Source organism: Metallibacterium scheffleri, from assembly GCF_002077135.1.
GTDB lineage: Bacteria > Pseudomonadota > Gammaproteobacteria > Xanthomonadales > Rhodanobacteraceae > Metallibacterium > Metallibacterium scheffleri.
Genome location: NZ_LDOS01000001.1, coordinates 386684 through 402543, shown reverse-complemented (window position 1 = coordinate 402543; position 15860 = coordinate 386684). Strand labels below are relative to the sequence as shown.

Annotated in this window: 13 protein-coding genes and 1 pseudogene; 8 read left to right on the top strand and 6 right to left on the bottom strand. The window is 66.0% G+C overall.

The features are described 5' to 3' along the window. Positions 1-129 precede the first annotated feature (129 nt). The gene (locus tag Mschef_RS01765; protein ID WP_136256217.1) at positions 130-1314 is read left to right on the top strand and encodes a DUF6351 family protein; all 1185 of its coding nucleotides are present in this window, start codon (positions 130-132) and stop codon (positions 1312-1314) included. Here the strand turns inward: Mschef_RS01765 and Mschef_RS01760 are convergent, their stop codons facing one another. Further along, positions 1315-2304: an NAD(P)-dependent oxidoreductase gene (locus Mschef_RS01760; protein ID WP_277921461.1), complete on the bottom strand. Its 990-nt coding sequence runs from the start codon at positions 2302-2304 to the stop codon at positions 1315-1317. A 14-nt stretch (positions 2305-2318) separates the two neighbouring features. On the opposite strand from Mschef_RS01760, the gene Mschef_RS01755 reads away from it, so the two are divergent. Next, positions 2319-2900 (top strand): peroxidase-related enzyme, encoded by a 582-nt coding sequence (locus Mschef_RS01755; protein ID WP_242426414.1) that lies wholly within the window; start codon positions 2319-2321, stop codon positions 2898-2900. 6 nt (positions 2901-2906) lie between these two features. On the opposite strand, the gene Mschef_RS01750 is transcribed toward Mschef_RS01755, so the two are convergent. Continuing rightward, positions 2907-3866: an L-threonylcarbamoyladenylate synthase gene (locus tag Mschef_RS01750; protein ID WP_081126124.1), complete on the bottom strand. Its 960-nt coding sequence runs from the start codon at positions 3864-3866 to the stop codon at positions 2907-2909. Continuing rightward, positions 3863-5761 carry a biosynthetic arginine decarboxylase gene (gene speA / locus Mschef_RS01745; protein ID WP_081126123.1) on the bottom strand — a complete coding sequence of 633 codons (1899 nt, stop codon included), beginning with the start codon at positions 5759-5761 and terminating at the stop codon, positions 3863-3865. The genes Mschef_RS01750 and speA overlap by 4 nt, the downstream gene beginning before the upstream one ends. Positions 5762-5955: 194 nt before the next feature. Between speA and speE the strand changes: the two genes are divergently transcribed. Continuing rightward, the gene (speE, locus tag Mschef_RS01740) at positions 5956-6810 is read left to right on the top strand and encodes a polyamine aminopropyltransferase (protein ID WP_081126122.1); all 855 of its coding nucleotides are present in this window, start codon (positions 5956-5958) and stop codon (positions 6808-6810) included. Positions 6811-7018: 208 nt separating this feature from the next. On the opposite strand, the gene Mschef_RS01735 is transcribed toward speE, so the two are convergent. Next, positions 7019-7261 carry a hypothetical protein gene (locus tag Mschef_RS01735; protein WP_081126121.1) on the bottom strand — a complete coding sequence of 81 codons (243 nt, stop codon included), beginning with the start codon at positions 7259-7261 and terminating at the stop codon, positions 7019-7021. Positions 7262-7440: 179 nt separating this feature from the next. On the opposite strand from Mschef_RS01735, the gene Mschef_RS01730 reads away from it, so the two are divergent. The 4 genes and pseudogenes from Mschef_RS01730 to Mschef_RS01715 all read left to right on the top strand — a co-directional run. Further along, the gene (locus Mschef_RS01730; protein ID WP_176212405.1) at positions 7441-8346 is read left to right on the top strand and encodes an AEC family transporter; all 906 of its coding nucleotides are present in this window, start codon (positions 7441-7443) and stop codon (positions 8344-8346) included. A 233-nt stretch (positions 8347-8579) separates the two neighbouring features. Then, entirely contained in the window at positions 8580-11483 is a 2904-nt protein-coding gene (locus Mschef_RS01725; RefSeq protein ID WP_168708812.1) for a TonB-dependent receptor domain-containing protein, read from the top strand. A gap of 479 nt (positions 11484-11962) precedes the next feature. Next, positions 11963-13360 (top strand): group II intron reverse transcriptase/maturase, encoded by a 1398-nt coding sequence (gene ltrA, locus Mschef_RS01720; protein WP_081126118.1) that lies wholly within the window; start codon positions 11963-11965, stop codon positions 13358-13360. 124 nt (positions 13361-13484) lie between these two features. Beyond that, positions 13485-13700: pseudogene (locus Mschef_RS01715) on the top strand (class I SAM-dependent methyltransferase); the annotation flags it as partial. A 90-nt stretch (positions 13701-13790) separates the two neighbouring features. Here Mschef_RS01715 and Mschef_RS01710 read toward each other — a convergent pair. Beyond that, a complete protein-coding gene (locus Mschef_RS01710; RefSeq protein WP_081126116.1) occupies positions 13791-14141 on the bottom strand; it encodes an HVO_A0114 family putative DNA-binding protein in 351 nt (116 codons plus the stop codon). Next, complete coding sequence (locus tag Mschef_RS01705; RefSeq protein WP_081126115.1) at positions 14138-14428, bottom strand: toxin-antitoxin system TumE family protein; 291 nt, start codon at positions 14426-14428, stop codon at positions 14138-14140. Before Mschef_RS01705 ends, Mschef_RS01710 begins: the two co-directional genes overlap by 4 nt. 172 nt (positions 14429-14600) lie before the next feature. Here Mschef_RS01705 and Mschef_RS01700 point away from each other — a divergent pair, with 172 nt between their 5' ends. Then, entirely contained in the window at positions 14601-15794 is a 1194-nt protein-coding gene (locus Mschef_RS01700; RefSeq protein WP_081126766.1) for a class I SAM-dependent methyltransferase, read from the top strand. Positions 15795-15860: the final 66 nt, after the last annotated feature.

The following is a 15860-nucleotide window of genomic DNA, read 5'->3' as shown; positions in this document are numbered from 1 at the left end:
GGCCCTGATCCTTTGCGATCAATCATTTGCGCGCGGGCGATGCCTGTTGCCGCTGTCCGCGGACGTCCGCCTGAGGCGCGCAGCCGGTGCCGGCGGCTAGACTGCGCCGCTGTCCTCGAGGAGTTCGCCATGCACCCGCCGCGTCGATGCCTATCGCGACTCCTGCCCGTGCTGGTGGGCCTGCTGCTGGCCTCGACCCTGAGCGTCGCGCAGGCGCGCAACGCGCCGGCCGCCTATGCCGGGTTGCATGTGCACGACGTGCAACGCACGACCCGCGCCGGCATCGCCATCGAGACCGGCCGCCTCGGCGGCGTGGCCTACCGCATCGACGTGCCGCAGGACTGGAACCAGCGTCTGGTGGTGTTCTACCACGGCTATTCGCTCGACCCGGTGCACTACGACCTCGACGCGCCGCAAGCCTGGCTGGCGCCGATGCTGGCGCGCGGCTACGCGGTGATCCAGTCGGCCTACGCGCAGACCGGCTGGGCGCTGCAGAGCGCCATGGCCGACACCGCGCAACTGCGCGCGTACTTCAGCGCGCGGCACGGTGCGCCGCGGCAGACCCTGGTGGCGGGCGACTCGATGGGCGGCGCGCTCACCGCGCTGACCATCGAGAGCGACCCCGGCAACTACCAGGGCGCTCTGGCGTTGTGCGGCGCGCTGGCGCCCAGCTGGGAGCTCGGGCAGCGCCAGTTCCGCATGCTCGCGGCGTTCGCGTACTACTTCCCCGGCATCCTGCCGACGCTGGGCCCGGTGCCGGTCGATTACGCGCCCACGCCCGAAATCGAAAAGCGCATCGCCGCCACCTTCGCCGCGCACCCCGGGCGTTTCGCCGACCTGCGCGCGATCTGGCACGTGGGTACGCCCCAGGATCTGCCCGGCGTGATCGCCTTCGCCACCGCGCTGGTGCAGCGCGCGCAGCAGCAGGCTGGCGGCAACCCCTTCGGCAACGCCGGTTACGTGTACCTCGGCACGCGCGACGACGCGGCGCTCAACGCCGGCGTGACGCGCTACCGCGCCGATCCCGCGGCCGTGGCCTACCTGTTGCGCTACTACACCCCCAGCGGGCGCCTGCTGCGTCCCATGCTGGAGCTGCACGACCTGGCCGACCCGCTGGTGCCCGCCGACAGCGTCGATGCCTACGCCGAACGCGTGCAGCGCGCCGGGCATGCCGGCATGTTCGTGCAGCAATACGTGCCCGCCGAGGGCCATTGCGTGTTCACCGGCGCCGAAGTCGGGCGCGCCTTCGACGAGCTCACGCGCTGGATCGACCACGGCCAGCGCCCGCAGCCGGGCAAGCTGCCGGGTGGTTGATCAGGCTCCGCGCACTGGCGCGTGCTTCAGCCGGATCAGCGCCGAGATGTCCTCGTCGGCGTGGCCGGCGGCCATCAGCGCGGCGTAGTCGGCCAGCGCCTTGTCGACGACGCTGTGCTCGGTGCCGGCGGCGCGTGCGATGCCCTGCACGATGCCCAGGTCCTTGTGCAGCAGGCCGAGCTTGAAGCCGACGCCGAACTCGCCGCGCAGCATCGTCGCGCCGCGCTTGTCCAGGAACCAGTTGCCGGCGGCGCCCGCCGCCAGTGTCGGCAGCAGGCGTTCCGCTTGCAGTCCCAGCGCCGCGCCCAGCGCCAAGCCCTCGCACACCGCCGCGGCGATGCCGGCCACCAGCACCTGGTTCACCGCCTTGGTGGCCTGGCCGCTGCCCGTGGCGCCCATCCAGGTGACGCGCGCGGCGTAACTTTCCAGCACGACGCGCGCGTGCTCCAGCGTGGCCTCGTCGCCGCCGACCATCACCGAGAGTTTGCCATTGCGCGCGCCCTCCACGCCGCCGGATACCGGCGCATCCAGAAACCGCGCACCGGCCTCGCGCAGCAGCGCCGCCGCGCGCTGCGCGGTTGCCGGCGCCACCGTGCTGTGGTCGATCACGATCGCGTCCTGGCGCAAACCCGGACGCAGCGCCTGCACGCAGCCGAGCACGTCGGCATCAGCCGTGACGCACAGGGCGATCACATCGCACGCCGCGGCGAGCTGCGCCAGCGTGTCCGGCGCGGCCACGCCGAGTTCGAGCGCGAGCGCCTGCGCCTTGGCCGGCGTGCGGTTGGCGACGGCGGTCAGCAGGCCGCGTGCGTGCAGGTGGCGGGCCATGGGCACGCCCATTGCCCCGAGTCCGACGAATCCGACTTGCAAAGTGCTCATGCGTTGCGATTCCTGATCTGGATGGCGGTAGTGCCGGGGGCCGGGCGAACCGTTCGTGGCGCCCGATGCGTGATTGTGCGCGATGCGGATGCGTACTTGCCAAGCGCACAACGACGCATGGGAAGATGCCCGCCACGGCCGCGCATCCGGCGCGGCGCCCGGAGAGCCGCCGCATGGCGTGGATCAACAGCATCGACGAAGCCCACGCCGACGGCGCCCTGGCCGCGTTTTATGCCGACCTGCGCGCACGCCGCGGCCAGTCCACGCCGATCATCGAGGCGCAAGGCCTGGATGTCGAAGCGTTGCAGCAACACCTGGCGCTGTATTCGCACCTGATGTTCGCGCCAGGCGGCGTGCCGCGCGACGAGCGCGAGATCATCGCCGTGGTGGTGTCGGCGGCCAACGGCTGCGGCTATTGCGTGCGCGAACATCTGGGGCGCCTGCAGTACTACATCGAGGAAGATGACGCGCTGCAGGCCGTGCGCGCCGCGCCCGAGACCATCGCCGACGCGCGTCAGCGCGCCATCGCGTTGTACGCGCGCAAGCTCACCCTGCAGCCGCATGCGCTGCGCGCCGGGGACATCGCCGCACTGCGCGCACAGGGCCTGGATGATGCCGACATCCTGCGCGTGAACCTGATCACCGCGTACTTCAATTTCGTCAACCGCATCGCGCAGGGACTGGGCGTGGACGCGGATGCGAGCTGACCGCGTTCAATCCGCGGCGCCCGCGCCCGCCGCGGCGCGGGCGAGGCGATCGCGCACCCCGGCCCATTCGGGCGCATCGGGTACCTGCTCGACCAGGATCACGCGCGCGCCGCGCGCATCCAGTTCGCGCAGCGCCGCGTACAACGCCTGCGCGTAGCCGGCGGCAGTGGTTGGCAGACGCAGCCCGGCTTGCGGCGGCAGCGCGAAGCCGTGACCGAGCACCAGCACGCCGGGCGCGCCGACTTGCGCGAGTAGTTCGGCGCGCGGCAGCAGTCGCAGCGGCGTGCGCGGCGCGTAGTGCGCGGGCAGGCTACCGGACACGCGCGGCGCGGCGGCATCGGCGCCTGCGGCCACGGTCACGCCCAGCGCGGCTTCGAGCATGGCGCGGGTGATCGCGCCGGGGCGCAGGATGCGCGGCGTGGCACGGCTGAGATCGAGGATGGTCGATTCGATGCCCACCGCACACGCCCCGCCGTCGAGCACGCAGGGTACGGCCGCGCCGAACTCCGCGCGCACGTGCTCGGGTCGCGTCGGGCTGATGCGCCCGAAGCGGTTGGCCGAGGGCGCTGCCAGCGCGCCGCCGAAGGCATCCAGCACGGCGCGCGCCAGCGGATGCGCGGGCATGCGCAGCGCCACCGTGTCTTGGCCGCCGGTGACCGCGTCGAGCACCCGCGCGGCGCGCGGCAGCACCAGGGTCAGCGGCCCCGGCCAGTAGCGCGCGACCAGCACGCGCGCGGCCTCGGGCACCGCGCGCGCCCAGGCGTCCAGTTGCGCGACGCTGCCCAGATGCACGATCAGCGGGTGGTCGGCCGGGCGCTGCTTGAGCGCGAACACGCGCGCCACCGCCTGCGCGTTGCCGGCGTCGGCGGCGAGGCCGTACACGGTTTCGGTGGGCAGGCCGATCACCTCGCCGCGGCGCAGCGCGGCCACGGCCCGCGGCACGCTGCACGCGGACGGCGTGTTCACGCCGGCGTGGCCAGATAGGTATAGCCGTCCACGCCGGCCTGCAACGCGGCCAGCAGCGGCGCGGCCTGCGCGGTGTCGAGTCCGGCGTCGTGCAGACGCTGGCGCCAGGTTTCGCGCAACGCGGCCAGGTCGTAGCCGACGTACTCCAGCATCAGCGCGGCGCTGTCACCGCGGCGGTGGTGGCTGAGCACGGGCCGGCCATCGGCGCCGACGCGCACGTTCACCGCGTCGGTGTCGCCGAACAGGTTGTGGATGTCGCCCAGGGTTTCCTGGTACGCGCCGACCATGAAGATGCCCAGGCAATACGGCGACCCGGGATCGTCGGGCAGCGCGTGCAGCGGCAGGCTCACGTCGACGCCGCCGGCATCCACGTAGTGGTCGATGCGCCCGTCCGAATCGCAGGTGAGATCGGCGATCACGCCACGCCGCGCGGGTTTCCGGTCGAGCCCGGCAATGGGCACGATGGGGAAGATCTGGTCGATGGCCCAGACATCGGGGATCGATTCGAACACCGAGAAATTGACGAAGTATTTGTCCACGAGTTTCTCGTCGAGTTCGTCCAGCAGCGCGCGCTGCGCGCGCTCGTGCGGGTCCAGGCGCGCGCGCACGGCGTGGGCGAGGGCGTGGAACACATCGTCCAGCGCGGCGCGCTGCGCCAGGTCGAGCTGGCCCAGCGCGAACAGGGCCAGACCCTCGGCGTGGTGCTGCTGGGCCTCGAGATAAATCTCGGTGGCTGGGCGCGCGGCCAGTTCGGCGTGCAGCGCGTGCAGATGGCGCAGCGCCGCTGGCGCGTCGGCGGCCAGCGCGGCGCGCGCGCCATGCGGCGCGGGTTCCACCTCGCTGACGTTGGCGATCAGCACGGCGTGATGCGCGGTCATCGCGCGCCCGGCTTCGGTGACGATGCGCGGCGGCGTCAGCGCGGCCGCGGCGCACAGTTCGGCCAGCGGCTGCACGATGGCCTGCGCATACTGCTCGATGGCGTAATTGACCGAGCAGGACGAGCGCGAGCGCGTGCCTTCGTAATCGACGCCGAGACCGCCGCCGACATCGACCCAGCGCAAGTTCACGTCCTGCCGCGCGAGCTGCACCAGATACTGCCCGGCCTCGCGCATGCCCGAGGCGATGTCGCGCAGGTTGGACAATTGCGAGCCCATGTGGAAATGCAGCAGTTGCAGCGCGTCGCCCAGGCCCGCCGCGCGCAGCCGCGCCAGCAGGTCCAGCAATTGCCGCGGGGTGAGGCCGAACTTGGCCTTGTCGCCGCCGGTGTTCTGCCATTTGCCGGCGCCCAGCGTGGCCAGGCGCATGCGCACGCCGAGCAGCGGCGCCACGTGCAGCGCGGCGGATTCGCGCAGCACGTGCTCCAGCTCGGAGGGCTTCTCGATGACGATCACCACGTCCAGCCCCATGCGCCGGCCGATCAGCGCCAGGCGGATGTACTCGGCGTCCTTGTAGCCGTTGCACACCACCAGACTGCCCGGCTTGGCGATGCCCAGCACGGCCAGCAGCTCGGGCTTGGAGCCGGCCTCCAGGCCGAAGTCGGCGGGATCGCCGCCGGCGGCCAGTTCGCCGGCCACACCGCGCTGCTGGTTGACCTTGATCGGATACACCGCGGTGTAGCCGCCGCGATAGCCGTGCGTCGTCATCGCGGCGGCGAAAGCCTGCTGCAGGCGCGCGCGGCGATGGTGCAGGATGTCGGGAAAGCGCAGCAGCAGCGGCAGACGCAAGCCGCTCGCGCGCGCCGCGGCCACGGCATCGGCCAGCGCCAGCGCGGGGCCGGCGTCGCCCCGCGGACGCGCGCTGACGCGGCCCTGTTCGTCGATATCGAAATAGCCATCGCTCCAGTAGGGCATGGCATAGGTGTGGCGCGCGGCGTCGCGATCCCAGTGTTCCGGCATGGCGGGCTCTCCCGTGGTCATCGAGTGGATGGCATCGCAGCGGCGGGCCTGGACGCGCGGGCAACCTCGACCGGAAGCCTTGCACGCCGCGGGGTCGATGGCGTGCGTAGTGTAGCCGGCGGCGGCGCGCGCATCGCGGAGCGCGCGCCGCCGCCCGCTACAATCGCGCCTCTTCAACCCTGTGAGCGCGCGCCATGAGCGAGACCTGGTTCACCGAGCATCACGCCCCCAGCGGGTCGTCCATCGGCTTTCGCCTGCGCGCCAAACTGCACGAGGAAACCACGCCCTACCAGACCATCGCCATCTACGACAGCACCGACTGGGGCAAGCTGATGGTGATCGATGGCTGCATGATGGTCACCACGCGCGACAATTTCCTGTACCACGAGATGATCGTGCACCCGGCGCTGTACACGCATGCGGCGCCGAAGCGCGTGGTGATCATCGGCGGCGGCGATTGCGGCACGCTGCGCGAGGTGCTGCGCCACGCCGAGGTGGAGCATGCGGTGCAGGTGGAGATCGACGAGCGCGTGACGCGCCTGGCCGAGCAGCACTTTCCCGAGCTGTGCGAGGCCAACGGCGACCCGCGCGCCGAGCTGCGCTTCGCCGATGGCATCCAGTATATGGCCGAGTGCGCGCCGGGCTCGGTGGATGTGGTCATCGTCGACTCAACCGATCCGGTGGGTCCCGCCGAGGGCCTGTTCAACGCGGCCTTCTACCGCAGTTGCCAGCGCGCGCTGGGCGAGGGCGGCGTGCTGGTGCAGCAATCCGAATCGCCGCTGGCGCATCTGGCCTTGATCCAGAGCATGCGCGCGGCCATGCGCCAGGCCGGTTTCGGCGCCATGGCGACGCTGCCGTTTCCGCAGCCGTGCTATCCCACCGGCTGGTGGAGCTGCACGCTGGCGCGCAAGGGCGCGGCGGCGATCGGTGCCTTCCGCGAGGCCGATGCCGAAGCCAGGCCGTTCGCCACGCGCTACTACAACGCCGGCGTGCACCGCGCGGCCTTGAGTGCGCCCGAGTTTTTGCGCGCGGCGCTGCGCGACGGCTGATACCCGAGTTTCCTGGCTGGTCATCGCGACCCGGCCCGTCATCCCCGCGTAGGCGGGGATCCAGGCAACAGGAACGCGGGGATGCCGAAAGGCAGGGGCATGTCCCGCCCTGTATCTTCGTCGGGCAGGCTCTGCGCGGAGATGACGAAAAACGGGGCTTCCTGCCCGCGCCTGCCGCTCTTGAATGGGTTGCCTTGCGCGCGCCAGGCTAGTCCTGCAGCTCGAGCCGCTTTTCCACGCGATCCATGCGCTCCGCCAATCGATCGATGGCAGCCTGCTGGCGATACACATCTTCCTGCGCGCCCAGATGATCGCGGCGCAGCGCTGCAATGGCGGCTTCGAGACTGGTCAGGCGCCCTTTCACCTCACGCATGCCGTCCTTGATCGAGGTGATGTCCGCGCGCATGACACGCAGAAGTTCAAGGATCAGATTTTCCGTGTTTGCCGTCATGCTCGCAGTGTATCAGCAGGCCAGACAGGGAGCCGCGCCACCGCGCTCGTCATTCGCGCGCAGAGTCTGCCCCCGCGAAGGCGGGGGCGGGGATCCAGCGCGTGCAGAGCACGGGACTTGGATTGGCCTGATGATTCCCGCTCCTTGAGCGTCATTCCGGACGAGGCCATCGCATGCAGTTGCCGGTCGCCACTTTCGCGTTTCTGCTGTTGCTGATCGTCATCGGCCGCGTGCTGGCGTGGCGGCGCGTGCTGCCCGAGCGCGCCGCCGACACGCTCAACCTGGTGGTGCTGTACGTCAACCTGCCGGCGATGGTGCTGCTGTATGCCTCGCGCCTGCAGCTCGGCCGCGAACTGGTGGCGGTGGCGCTGCTGCCGTGGTTGCTGCTGCTGGTCGCGGCGCTGGCAGTGTGGCTGCTGGCGCGTGTGCTGCGCTGGCCGCGCGCGGTCACCGGCGCGCTGCTGCTGACCGTGCCGCTGGGCAATACCTCGTACCTCGGCTATCCGCTGACGCGCGCGGTGCTGGGTGATGCGGCGCTGCCCTACGCGGTGGCCTACGACCAGTTCGGCTCGTTCCTGATCCTCTCCACGTACGGCGTGGTGGTGTTGGCGGCTTACGGCCATGGCGTGCGCCCACGGCCGCTGCACATCCTGCGCCGGGTGCTCACCTTTCCGGCGTTTCTGGCGCTGTTGCTGGCTCTGGCCATCGCGCCGGCATCATTGCCGCACTGGCTGACGGGGATGCTGCAGCCGCTGGCTGCGGCCTTGCTGCCACTGGTGGCGCTGGCCATCGGCCTGCAGCTCAAGCTGCTGCCGGACCGCGAACATCTGGGCGCGCTGGGTTGCGGCCTGCTGCTGAAGATGCTGGCACTGCCGGCGCTGGCGCTGCTGCTGGCACCGCTGCTCGGCCTGCACGGCGCGGCCGCGCAGACCGGCGTGCTGGAATCGGCGATGCCGCCGATGATCACCGCCGCAGCGCTGGCCGCGATGGCCGGGCTGGCGCCGCGCCTCGCCGCGGCGATGGTGAGCTACGGCATCGTGCTGATGCTGCTGCTCCTGCCGCTGGGCGTGCATTGGCTGCATTGAAACGCAGCCTGGAATCGCGATGTTGCTGCGGCGCAGCGACACGAATCTTACAAAACCACAGTCGGCGCGCATACAGATCGATTACATCACGGCCAAATCCGTAGAACGGCCTGTGCGTTTGGCGTTAGCTTCGGGTTAAAGCCGTGCCGGTTGCCGGCATCACGGCTTTTGGCTACGGCCGGGCAACGCCGGCCAGCATGCTTCGCCCCACACGCACACGGAGTCTTGAACCCATGAAGCCCATGCAACGCTCGTTGTTGGCGGCGGCCATCGTCGCCGCGCTCTCCGCCTCGGCCTATGCCCTGCCCGTGCGCGCGCAGGATTCGCAGACCGGTACCACGCAGAAGCAAGACAAGAAAAAAGTGCAAGAGATGAAAGCGGTGGTGGTCACCGGTTCGCTGATTCCCACAGCCGAGATCAACACTGCCACGCCGACTATTACCATCACTGCGGAAAACATCAAGCGCCAAGGGTTCACCAGTATCTATCAGGCGCTGCGAGCGCAGCCGCTGGCCACCGGCGAGGTTCAAGGCGCGGCAACATCCGCCAGTTTCACGCAAGGCGCACAGTCGATTTCGTTGCTAGGACTGCCCCCTGATTTCACACTGTTTCTGATCAACGGCCACCCCTTGGCCAGTTATCCGCTGTTGTACAACGGCGAGGCCAATATCTCGGATATTTCCAATATCCCGCTGGCGATGGTCAGCCGCATTGACATCGTCCCCGGCAACCAATCGTCGATCTACGGCTCGGCTGCAATCGCGGGCGTGGTCAATATCATTCTCAAAAAACATGCCCACGGCTTGGACTTCAACTACCAAGCAGGTGGATTCTCGCAAGGCGGCGGTTCGTCACAGCGACTTTCGCTGGTGGGTGGCTACGACCACGGCCCGCTCAGCTTGGTTTATGGTCTGCAATATCAGGAGCAACAGCCGATTTATCAGTTTCAACGTAGCTATGCCTCAAGTACATTTGCAAACCCCAATCCCGAGCTGGCGGGTTTGCCCTCCATTACCTATGGCATTCTTGATGTTGGCCCGCTGTTCGCAGGTAACAACTACATAGATCCGAACAGTATCACGCCCAATGCGTGCGCAAATATTGCCAATCAGTATGCCGGCACTACCGTACGCGGCGAGACAGTGACAGGTGTGGGCCAACCACCAGGTCAGTACGTAGGTAATGGGTACGCATGCGGAAGTCCATATGCACCTGGCTATAACACGGTGATGAACAAGACGCGAGAAGGTAGCGCATACTTGTCAGGAACATTTCGCCTTAATGACCACACTGAGCTATATGGCAATTTGTTGCTCGACATTTACAGTCAGAATTATGGCGTCGGTCCGTTTTACAGTTTTTGGGAGCCCAACATCAATGGATTTTATAATGGCCAGGCGCCCGGCTATATTTTCAACGCAAATACCGGCACTTTTCAAAACCCGTTCGAGCTGTTCTCGCCTGAAGAGGTGGGCGGTTTGTTGACCAATTCCACTCACGAAGTGGACCGTTCCTACAATTTCTATGGCGGTATCAAAGGCAGCGTGGGTAGCAGTAACTGGAATTATGATGCTTTCTTTGCGCGTTCGCAGCTCAACACTTCAACCAATGAACTGCATCCGTTGACCGCCAAAGTCGATGCATTTTTCCAGAATCAATTTCTGGGGCCGAAACTTGGCACCAATTACGGTTATCCGGTTTACGCTCCCAACTACAAAAATTTCTATCAAAATGTGACGCCTGCTGAATATCAAGCGTTCTCAGGCATCATCCATAGTAGCAGCGAAGACTATACCCAGAACGTCAATTTGCAAGTGACCAACACTGATTTGTTTGCGTTGCCCGCCGGAAATGTTGGAGTTGCGGCTGTGCTGCAAGCGGGGGATGAAAATTGGTCGCTACCTGCCAACCCCCTGCTGACCAGCCATGCATTTTGGGGGCAAACCGCATCATCGGGCGGTGGACGCCGGAATCAGTATGCTGCCGCAGTCGAGTTTCACATCCCGATTTTTAGTATGTTGAGCGCAGATGTTTCGGCTCGATATGACCGCTTCCACAACGATGGTGGCAGCTCTTCGAGTCGTCCCACTTACAAAGTGGCACTTGCTTTCAGACCATTGAGTACTTTGCTGCTGAGGGCCAATTATTCGACGGCGTTCCGCATGCCGGATATGGGTTATGTTTTTGTCGGACCCAGTGGTAATTTCCAGTTTGTTACCGATTACTACAAGTGCGAGAAAAATGCTCCAGGCACTCCGTTTTCTGCCTGTTCGCAATCAAGTGCAAATAACGTACAAATTACCGGGCAGCAAAATCCCAATCGATTTCTCAGCCCGATCACGGCGAAAAGTTGGGGCGGCGGTGTAGTCTGGTCGCCCACCTCGAATTTTACGGCCAAAGCCGATTACTACGACATTCGCATTCGCAACGAGGTGCAGTACCAGAGCGTCAACAGCCTGCTAATTCAGGAAGCACAGTGCCTGCTTGGTCAGATTCCGGCATCTTCGCCAGTCTGCATTGCAGCTTTGAATGCGGTTAGCCGCTCAAGCACAGGACAGTTGTTAAGCGTTAGCTATCAGCCTGTCAATATTGCGTCTGAACGTGTAAGTGGCATCGTTGCATCGCTTGCTTATCGCTACGACTTGGGCCAGTGGGGTGAGCTTAGTCTGAATGGTAATTACAACGTTACATTGAGACACCAATTTCAAGCAGCTCCTGGCGAGCCCACCGTCGATCTGCTGCACAACCCTTACTACGACACGCTTTATTCTCAGGGTGGCTCGGCGTTGGGTCCTGAGTACAAGACGATCCTCAGCGGCACGTTGAATTGGGCAGTCGGTAACTGGGATACAGCGTTGACGGCAATCCGCTACGGCAAGCTCGCGAACAGCGCGGCAGCAGATAATCCGACTGTCTACCAGACTTACGGTGCGGGTACTCTGCCACCGTGGATTCTCTACAACGCCACGTTCAAGTACGACATTGGTTCGGATGCCAGCATTGGCCTCACGGTCAACAACTTGTTCGATACCATGCCGCCAGTCGACAAGAGCGATACTTCTTGGCCCTACTACAACGAAGGCGCTTACAACATCTACGGCCGTTCGTATTATGTCGATTTCAACTACCGCTTCTAAGCATCCTTCCATCTCCGTGTGAGACTTGGGCCGGCAGCGATGCCGGCCCTTTCTTTTTGTGCGCCCGGCAGGGCGCACCTGCTTGGAGGTGAAAGTCCTCTACTCACCCGGCAAGGGGAAGAGTTAGCCAGAGGCAAGGGCGAATCGGGTGACTGGTCGTCTGAAGGAAGCCCGAGGCAAAGCGCTGGCCTGACGAACAGGAAGCGGATACGAGGCGACACGTTGGGGTGAGGCAGCAAAAGGGGTCAAAGCCCGGTACTTGCACAGACGACGTGGCGTATATCCGACAGGCATAAGCGGGAAGGCAGGTGCGTCATACCCGGGGAGATCTCGCCTCATGCCTGAAAGGGCGACGCTGGAAGGCGGAGCGAGAAGTCAGCAGAGGCCATCCCCCAAGGGGACTTCCTGCGGGGCGTAGTAGGTGCGTTATGACCGAAGGGCCGAACATGAGAGACCGCGATTAGGACGACTGAACCTCGATGATCGACGACGAAGCAGAAGCCCGGGAAGCCGGGGCCAAGGGCCAAGAGGCGGGACAGTATCCCGTGGGTAGGCCGTGTGGTGCCGAGTCGATCACGGCGGCAGCCGGGCAAACGAAAGCGGAGGTGTCACGGCTGATGGAGGCCGTGATCGAACGCAGCAACGTGTGGTCGGCGTATCAGAAGGTGGTTCGTAACGGTGGCGCACCGGGGGTCGATGGCCTGACGGTGGGATCGTTCAAGGACTGGCTGAAGAGACACTGGCCCTGCGTGAGAGCAGCCTTGCTGGACGGCAGTTACCTGCCGTCGGAGGTGCGCGCGGTGGACATTCCCAAGCCCTCGGGCGGGGTGCGGACACTGGGCATCCCGACGGTGCTGGATCGGCTGATCCAGCAGGCGCTGCTGCAAGTCCTTCAACCGATCGTCGAGCCGACGTTCTCCGCATCGAGCTACGGTTTCAGGCCGGGGCGCAGTGCCCATCAAGCTCTGCGTGCGGCCAAGCACTATGTGCAGGAGGGCCGTGCGTGGGTGGTGGATATGGACTTGGAGAAGTTCTTCGACCGGGTGAACCACGACATCCTGATGTCGCGGGTCGCCCGGCACGTCGACGACGAGCGGGTGCTCAAGCTGATCCGCCGTTATCTGGAAGCGGGCTTGATGCGTGACGGGGTGGAAACAGCACGTGACCAAGGCACGCCGCAAGGCGGGCCGTTGTCGCCGTTGCTGTCCAACATCCTGCTCACGGATTGGGATTGCGAACTGGAAAAGCGCGGACACGCGTTCTGTCGTTATGCGGATGATTGCAACATCTATGTCCGAAGCGAAGCGGCAGGGCAGCGCGTGATGGCCGCCATGAAGGTGTTCCTGGACGAACGCCTGAAGTTGCAGGTCAATGAAGCCAAGAGCGCATGCGCCACGCCATGGAAACGCAAGTTTCTGGGCTACACCCTGACGAACGCCGGTGGTCATATCAGGCTCAAGGTCGCGCCGCACAGCGTGGCCCGCCTGACCGACCGCGTGCGTGAACTGCTGCGTCAGGGGCGCGGACGTAGCCTGACCCACACCATCGAGACACTGAACCCGGTGCTTCGTGGATGGATCGGCTATTTCCAGCTCAGCGAGAGCAAGACGGTGTGGAAGGACCTCGACGGATGGCTGCGGCGTCGGCTGCGCTGCCTGCTATGGCGGCAAGCCAAGACGCGTCCGCGGCGTACCGCGCTGCTGCGCAAACGAGGGCTGCCGGAGGCGCGGGCTTGGCACTCGGGACACAACGGGCACGGCCCATGGTGGAACAGTGGTGCCAGTCACATGAATCAGGCGTTTCCGAAAGCCTTCTTCGACCGGCTGAAGTTGGTCTCAATGATCGAAACCAGCCGGTATCTTCAGCGTCACTCATGAACCGCCGTATGCGGAACCGCACGTACGGTGGTGTGGGAGGGGACCGGAGGATTCCGGCTCCCTACCCGATGCCGCGGCGCCTGCGCCGCGCGGATAGACTTGCCGATTTGCGCCAGTCGATCTCATGCAAGCCACCGATCTGCCCGCACCCGATGCCGATGCGCTCGCGCATTCGGCACGCCTGAGCGCGCTGCTGCGCGAAACCATCGCCGCGCACGGGCCACTGCCGTTCCACGCTTTCATGGAGCGCTGCCTGTACGCGCCGGGGCTGGGTTACTACAGCGCTGGCTCGCGCAAGTTCGGCGCATTGGGCGATTTTGTCACCAGCACCGAGCTGGGGGGCCGGTGTTCGCGCGTTGGCAGAAACCGGGCGGCAGCGGCGCCTGCGCCGAACCCGTGCAGTTGGCACTGACGGCGCGCGGTTGCGCGTCTACAGCTTCATCTCGGCATGAACCACGTCGTAAGGGACGCACACGCCGCGCGGACCTTTCACCACCAAGCCCGTGGCGCTCAACTCGCGAACGTCCTGGTGCACGCGCTTGTAGTCGCGGCCCAGCGCCTTGGACAAGGCCATCACATCCTTGGCCGGATGAGCATGCAGAGCGCGCAGCAATTCCATGCGTTTGGGGGTCAAGGCCGACAGCATGGCTTCCAGCTCGACGAAGCCAATGTGCGTTTCGGCCATCTCCCGGCCAGACTCGGCGCGATGCCACGCGTCCGCGAAGCGCTCGCCCATGGCTTGCAGCGAATCATTGACATGGATGGTGATGGTCTTCTTCATCGTTGTTGCCCTCGTTCGCGTTGCACATCGGCGATAAAGTCGACCAGCAGCTGCTCGACGGTGGTGAAGGTGTAGGGCATCTCCACGTCGTGCAGATGGCGATGATCGCCTTTACCAGACTCGTTGTCGTAGCCCACGATGCGCCCGCCGCCACGCCCGTAGTACAGGCTGTACTTGAGCAAATGATGACTGCCGTCGACCGGCAACGGCACGCGCCAAATCTTCATCTCGATGATGGATCCATCCACATCGATCAGCTTGTCGTGGTAGACCAGCGCGGCTTTCATTTATGGCGCATTTAGCCATAGTCGACATGGGGCGGCAAGCACCATGGCCGCGTTCGGCCGCTCCACAGTCAGAATCGCGACCGCCAGTGGCGCGGCTGGTGCGCCACGCCGCACGCGCCATGCGCACGCGCCGGCGCATGTAGGCTTGCCGGCTGTCGCCCAAGGACCAGCCATGCAGCCCACCGATCTGCCCGCACCCGATGCCGATGCGCTCGCGCATTCGGCACGCCTGAGCGCGCTGCTGCGCGAAACCATCGCCGCGCACGGGCCACTGCCGTTCCACGCTTTCATGGAGCGCTGCCTGTACGCGCCGGGGCTGGGTTACTACAGCGCTGGCTCGCGCAAGTTCGGCGCATTGGGCGATTTCGTCACCAGCACCGAGCTGGGGCCCGTGTTCGCGCGTTGCGTGGCGGCGGCGCTGGCGCCATCGCTGCAGCTATTGGGCGCGGATGCCGACTGGCTGGAACTGGGCGGCGGCAGCGGCGCCTTCGCCGAACATGCGCTGGCGGCGCTGGCGCTGCGCGAGGCGTTGCCGGCAAGGTATCTGATGCTGGAACCCAGCGCCGAGCTGCGCGTGCGCCAGCAGGCGCGACTGCGCGAGCGCCTGCCGAAAGACTTGTACGCGCGCGTGCAGTGGCTCGAGCGCCCGCCCGAGACGCCCTGGCGCGGCGTGCTGTTCGCCAACGAGGTGATCGACGCGCTGCCGGCCACGCGTTTCACGCTGCGTGGCGGCGAGGTGTTCGAGGAGCACGTGGCGCTGGACGGTGCCGGCGCCTTCGTGCGCCGGGATCGCCCGGCCGATGCGCTGACGTCCGCCGCCGTGCGTCATCTCGAGCGCACGCTGGGCCGGGCGTTCGCCGATGGTTACCGCTCGGAGCTGCTGCCGCAATTGCCGTACTGGCTGCAGGCGGTGGCCGGCACGCTCGAGGCCGGGCTGGCACTGTTCGTCGATTACGGTTACCCGCGCGCCGAGTATTACCTGCCGCAACGCGCCAACGGCACCTTGCGCGCGTTTTACCGGCAGCGCGTGCACGCGGACGTGTTCCTGCATCCCGGCCTGCAGGACCTCACCGCCAGCGTCGATTTCAGCGCGCTGGCCGAGGCCGGACAGGGCGCGGGCCTGGAGCTGGCGGCCTACGTGCCGCAAGGGCAATTCCTGCTGGCGGCAGGGCTGGAACAGATACACGCCGAGGCCGCCGTCGGACTGGATGCCGCCGGGCTATACGCGTTGGCGCAGGAGATCAAGCGCCTGATGCTGCCCGAGGCCATGGGTGAGCGCTTCCAGGCCATGCTGTTCGCGCGCGGTCTGGCCGCCGCGGCGCTGCCCGCCGAGTTGTTGCTGGCCGATCGCCGCGCGCGGCTGTGAGATCCGCACTTGCGCTTGATTTTGGCGTGGCGCCGCAACGCGTGTCATCCAGTGCTTTACCCGTCG

What these genes read in the sequence shown, in the direction of transcription:
- Mschef_RS01705 (WP_081126115.1), bottom strand. Translation starts at nt 14,428, where the DNA reads ATGAAAGCCGCGCTGGTCTACCACGACAAGCTGATCGATGTGGATGGA.
- ltrA (WP_081126118.1), top strand. Translation starts at nt 11,963, where the DNA reads ATGATCGACGACGAAGCAGAAGCCCGGGAAGCCGGGGCCAAGGGCCAA.
- Mschef_RS01735 (WP_081126121.1), bottom strand. Translation starts at nt 7,261, where the DNA reads ATGACGGCAAACACGGAAAATCTGATCCTTGAACTTCTGCGTGTCATG.
- speE (WP_081126122.1), top strand. Translation starts at nt 5,956, where the DNA reads ATGAGCGAGACCTGGTTCACCGAGCATCACGCCCCCAGCGGGTCGTCC.
- Mschef_RS01700 (WP_081126766.1), top strand. Translation starts at nt 14,601, where the DNA reads ATGCAGCCCACCGATCTGCCCGCACCCGATGCCGATGCGCTCGCGCAT.
- Mschef_RS01725 (WP_168708812.1), top strand. Translation starts at nt 8,580, where the DNA reads ATGAAGCCCATGCAACGCTCGTTGTTGGCGGCGGCCATCGTCGCCGCG.
- Mschef_RS01755 (WP_242426414.1), top strand. Translation starts at nt 2,319, where the DNA reads ATGCCCGCCACGGCCGCGCATCCGGCGCGGCGCCCGGAGAGCCGCCGC.
- speA (WP_081126123.1), bottom strand. Translation starts at nt 5,761, where the DNA reads ATGCCGGAACACTGGGATCGCGACGCCGCGCGCCACACCTATGCCATG.
- Mschef_RS01765 (WP_136256217.1), top strand. Translation starts at nt 130, where the DNA reads ATGCACCCGCCGCGTCGATGCCTATCGCGACTCCTGCCCGTGCTGGTG.
- Mschef_RS01710 (WP_081126116.1), bottom strand. Translation starts at nt 14,141, where the DNA reads ATGAAGAAGACCATCACCATCCATGTCAATGATTCGCTGCAAGCCATG.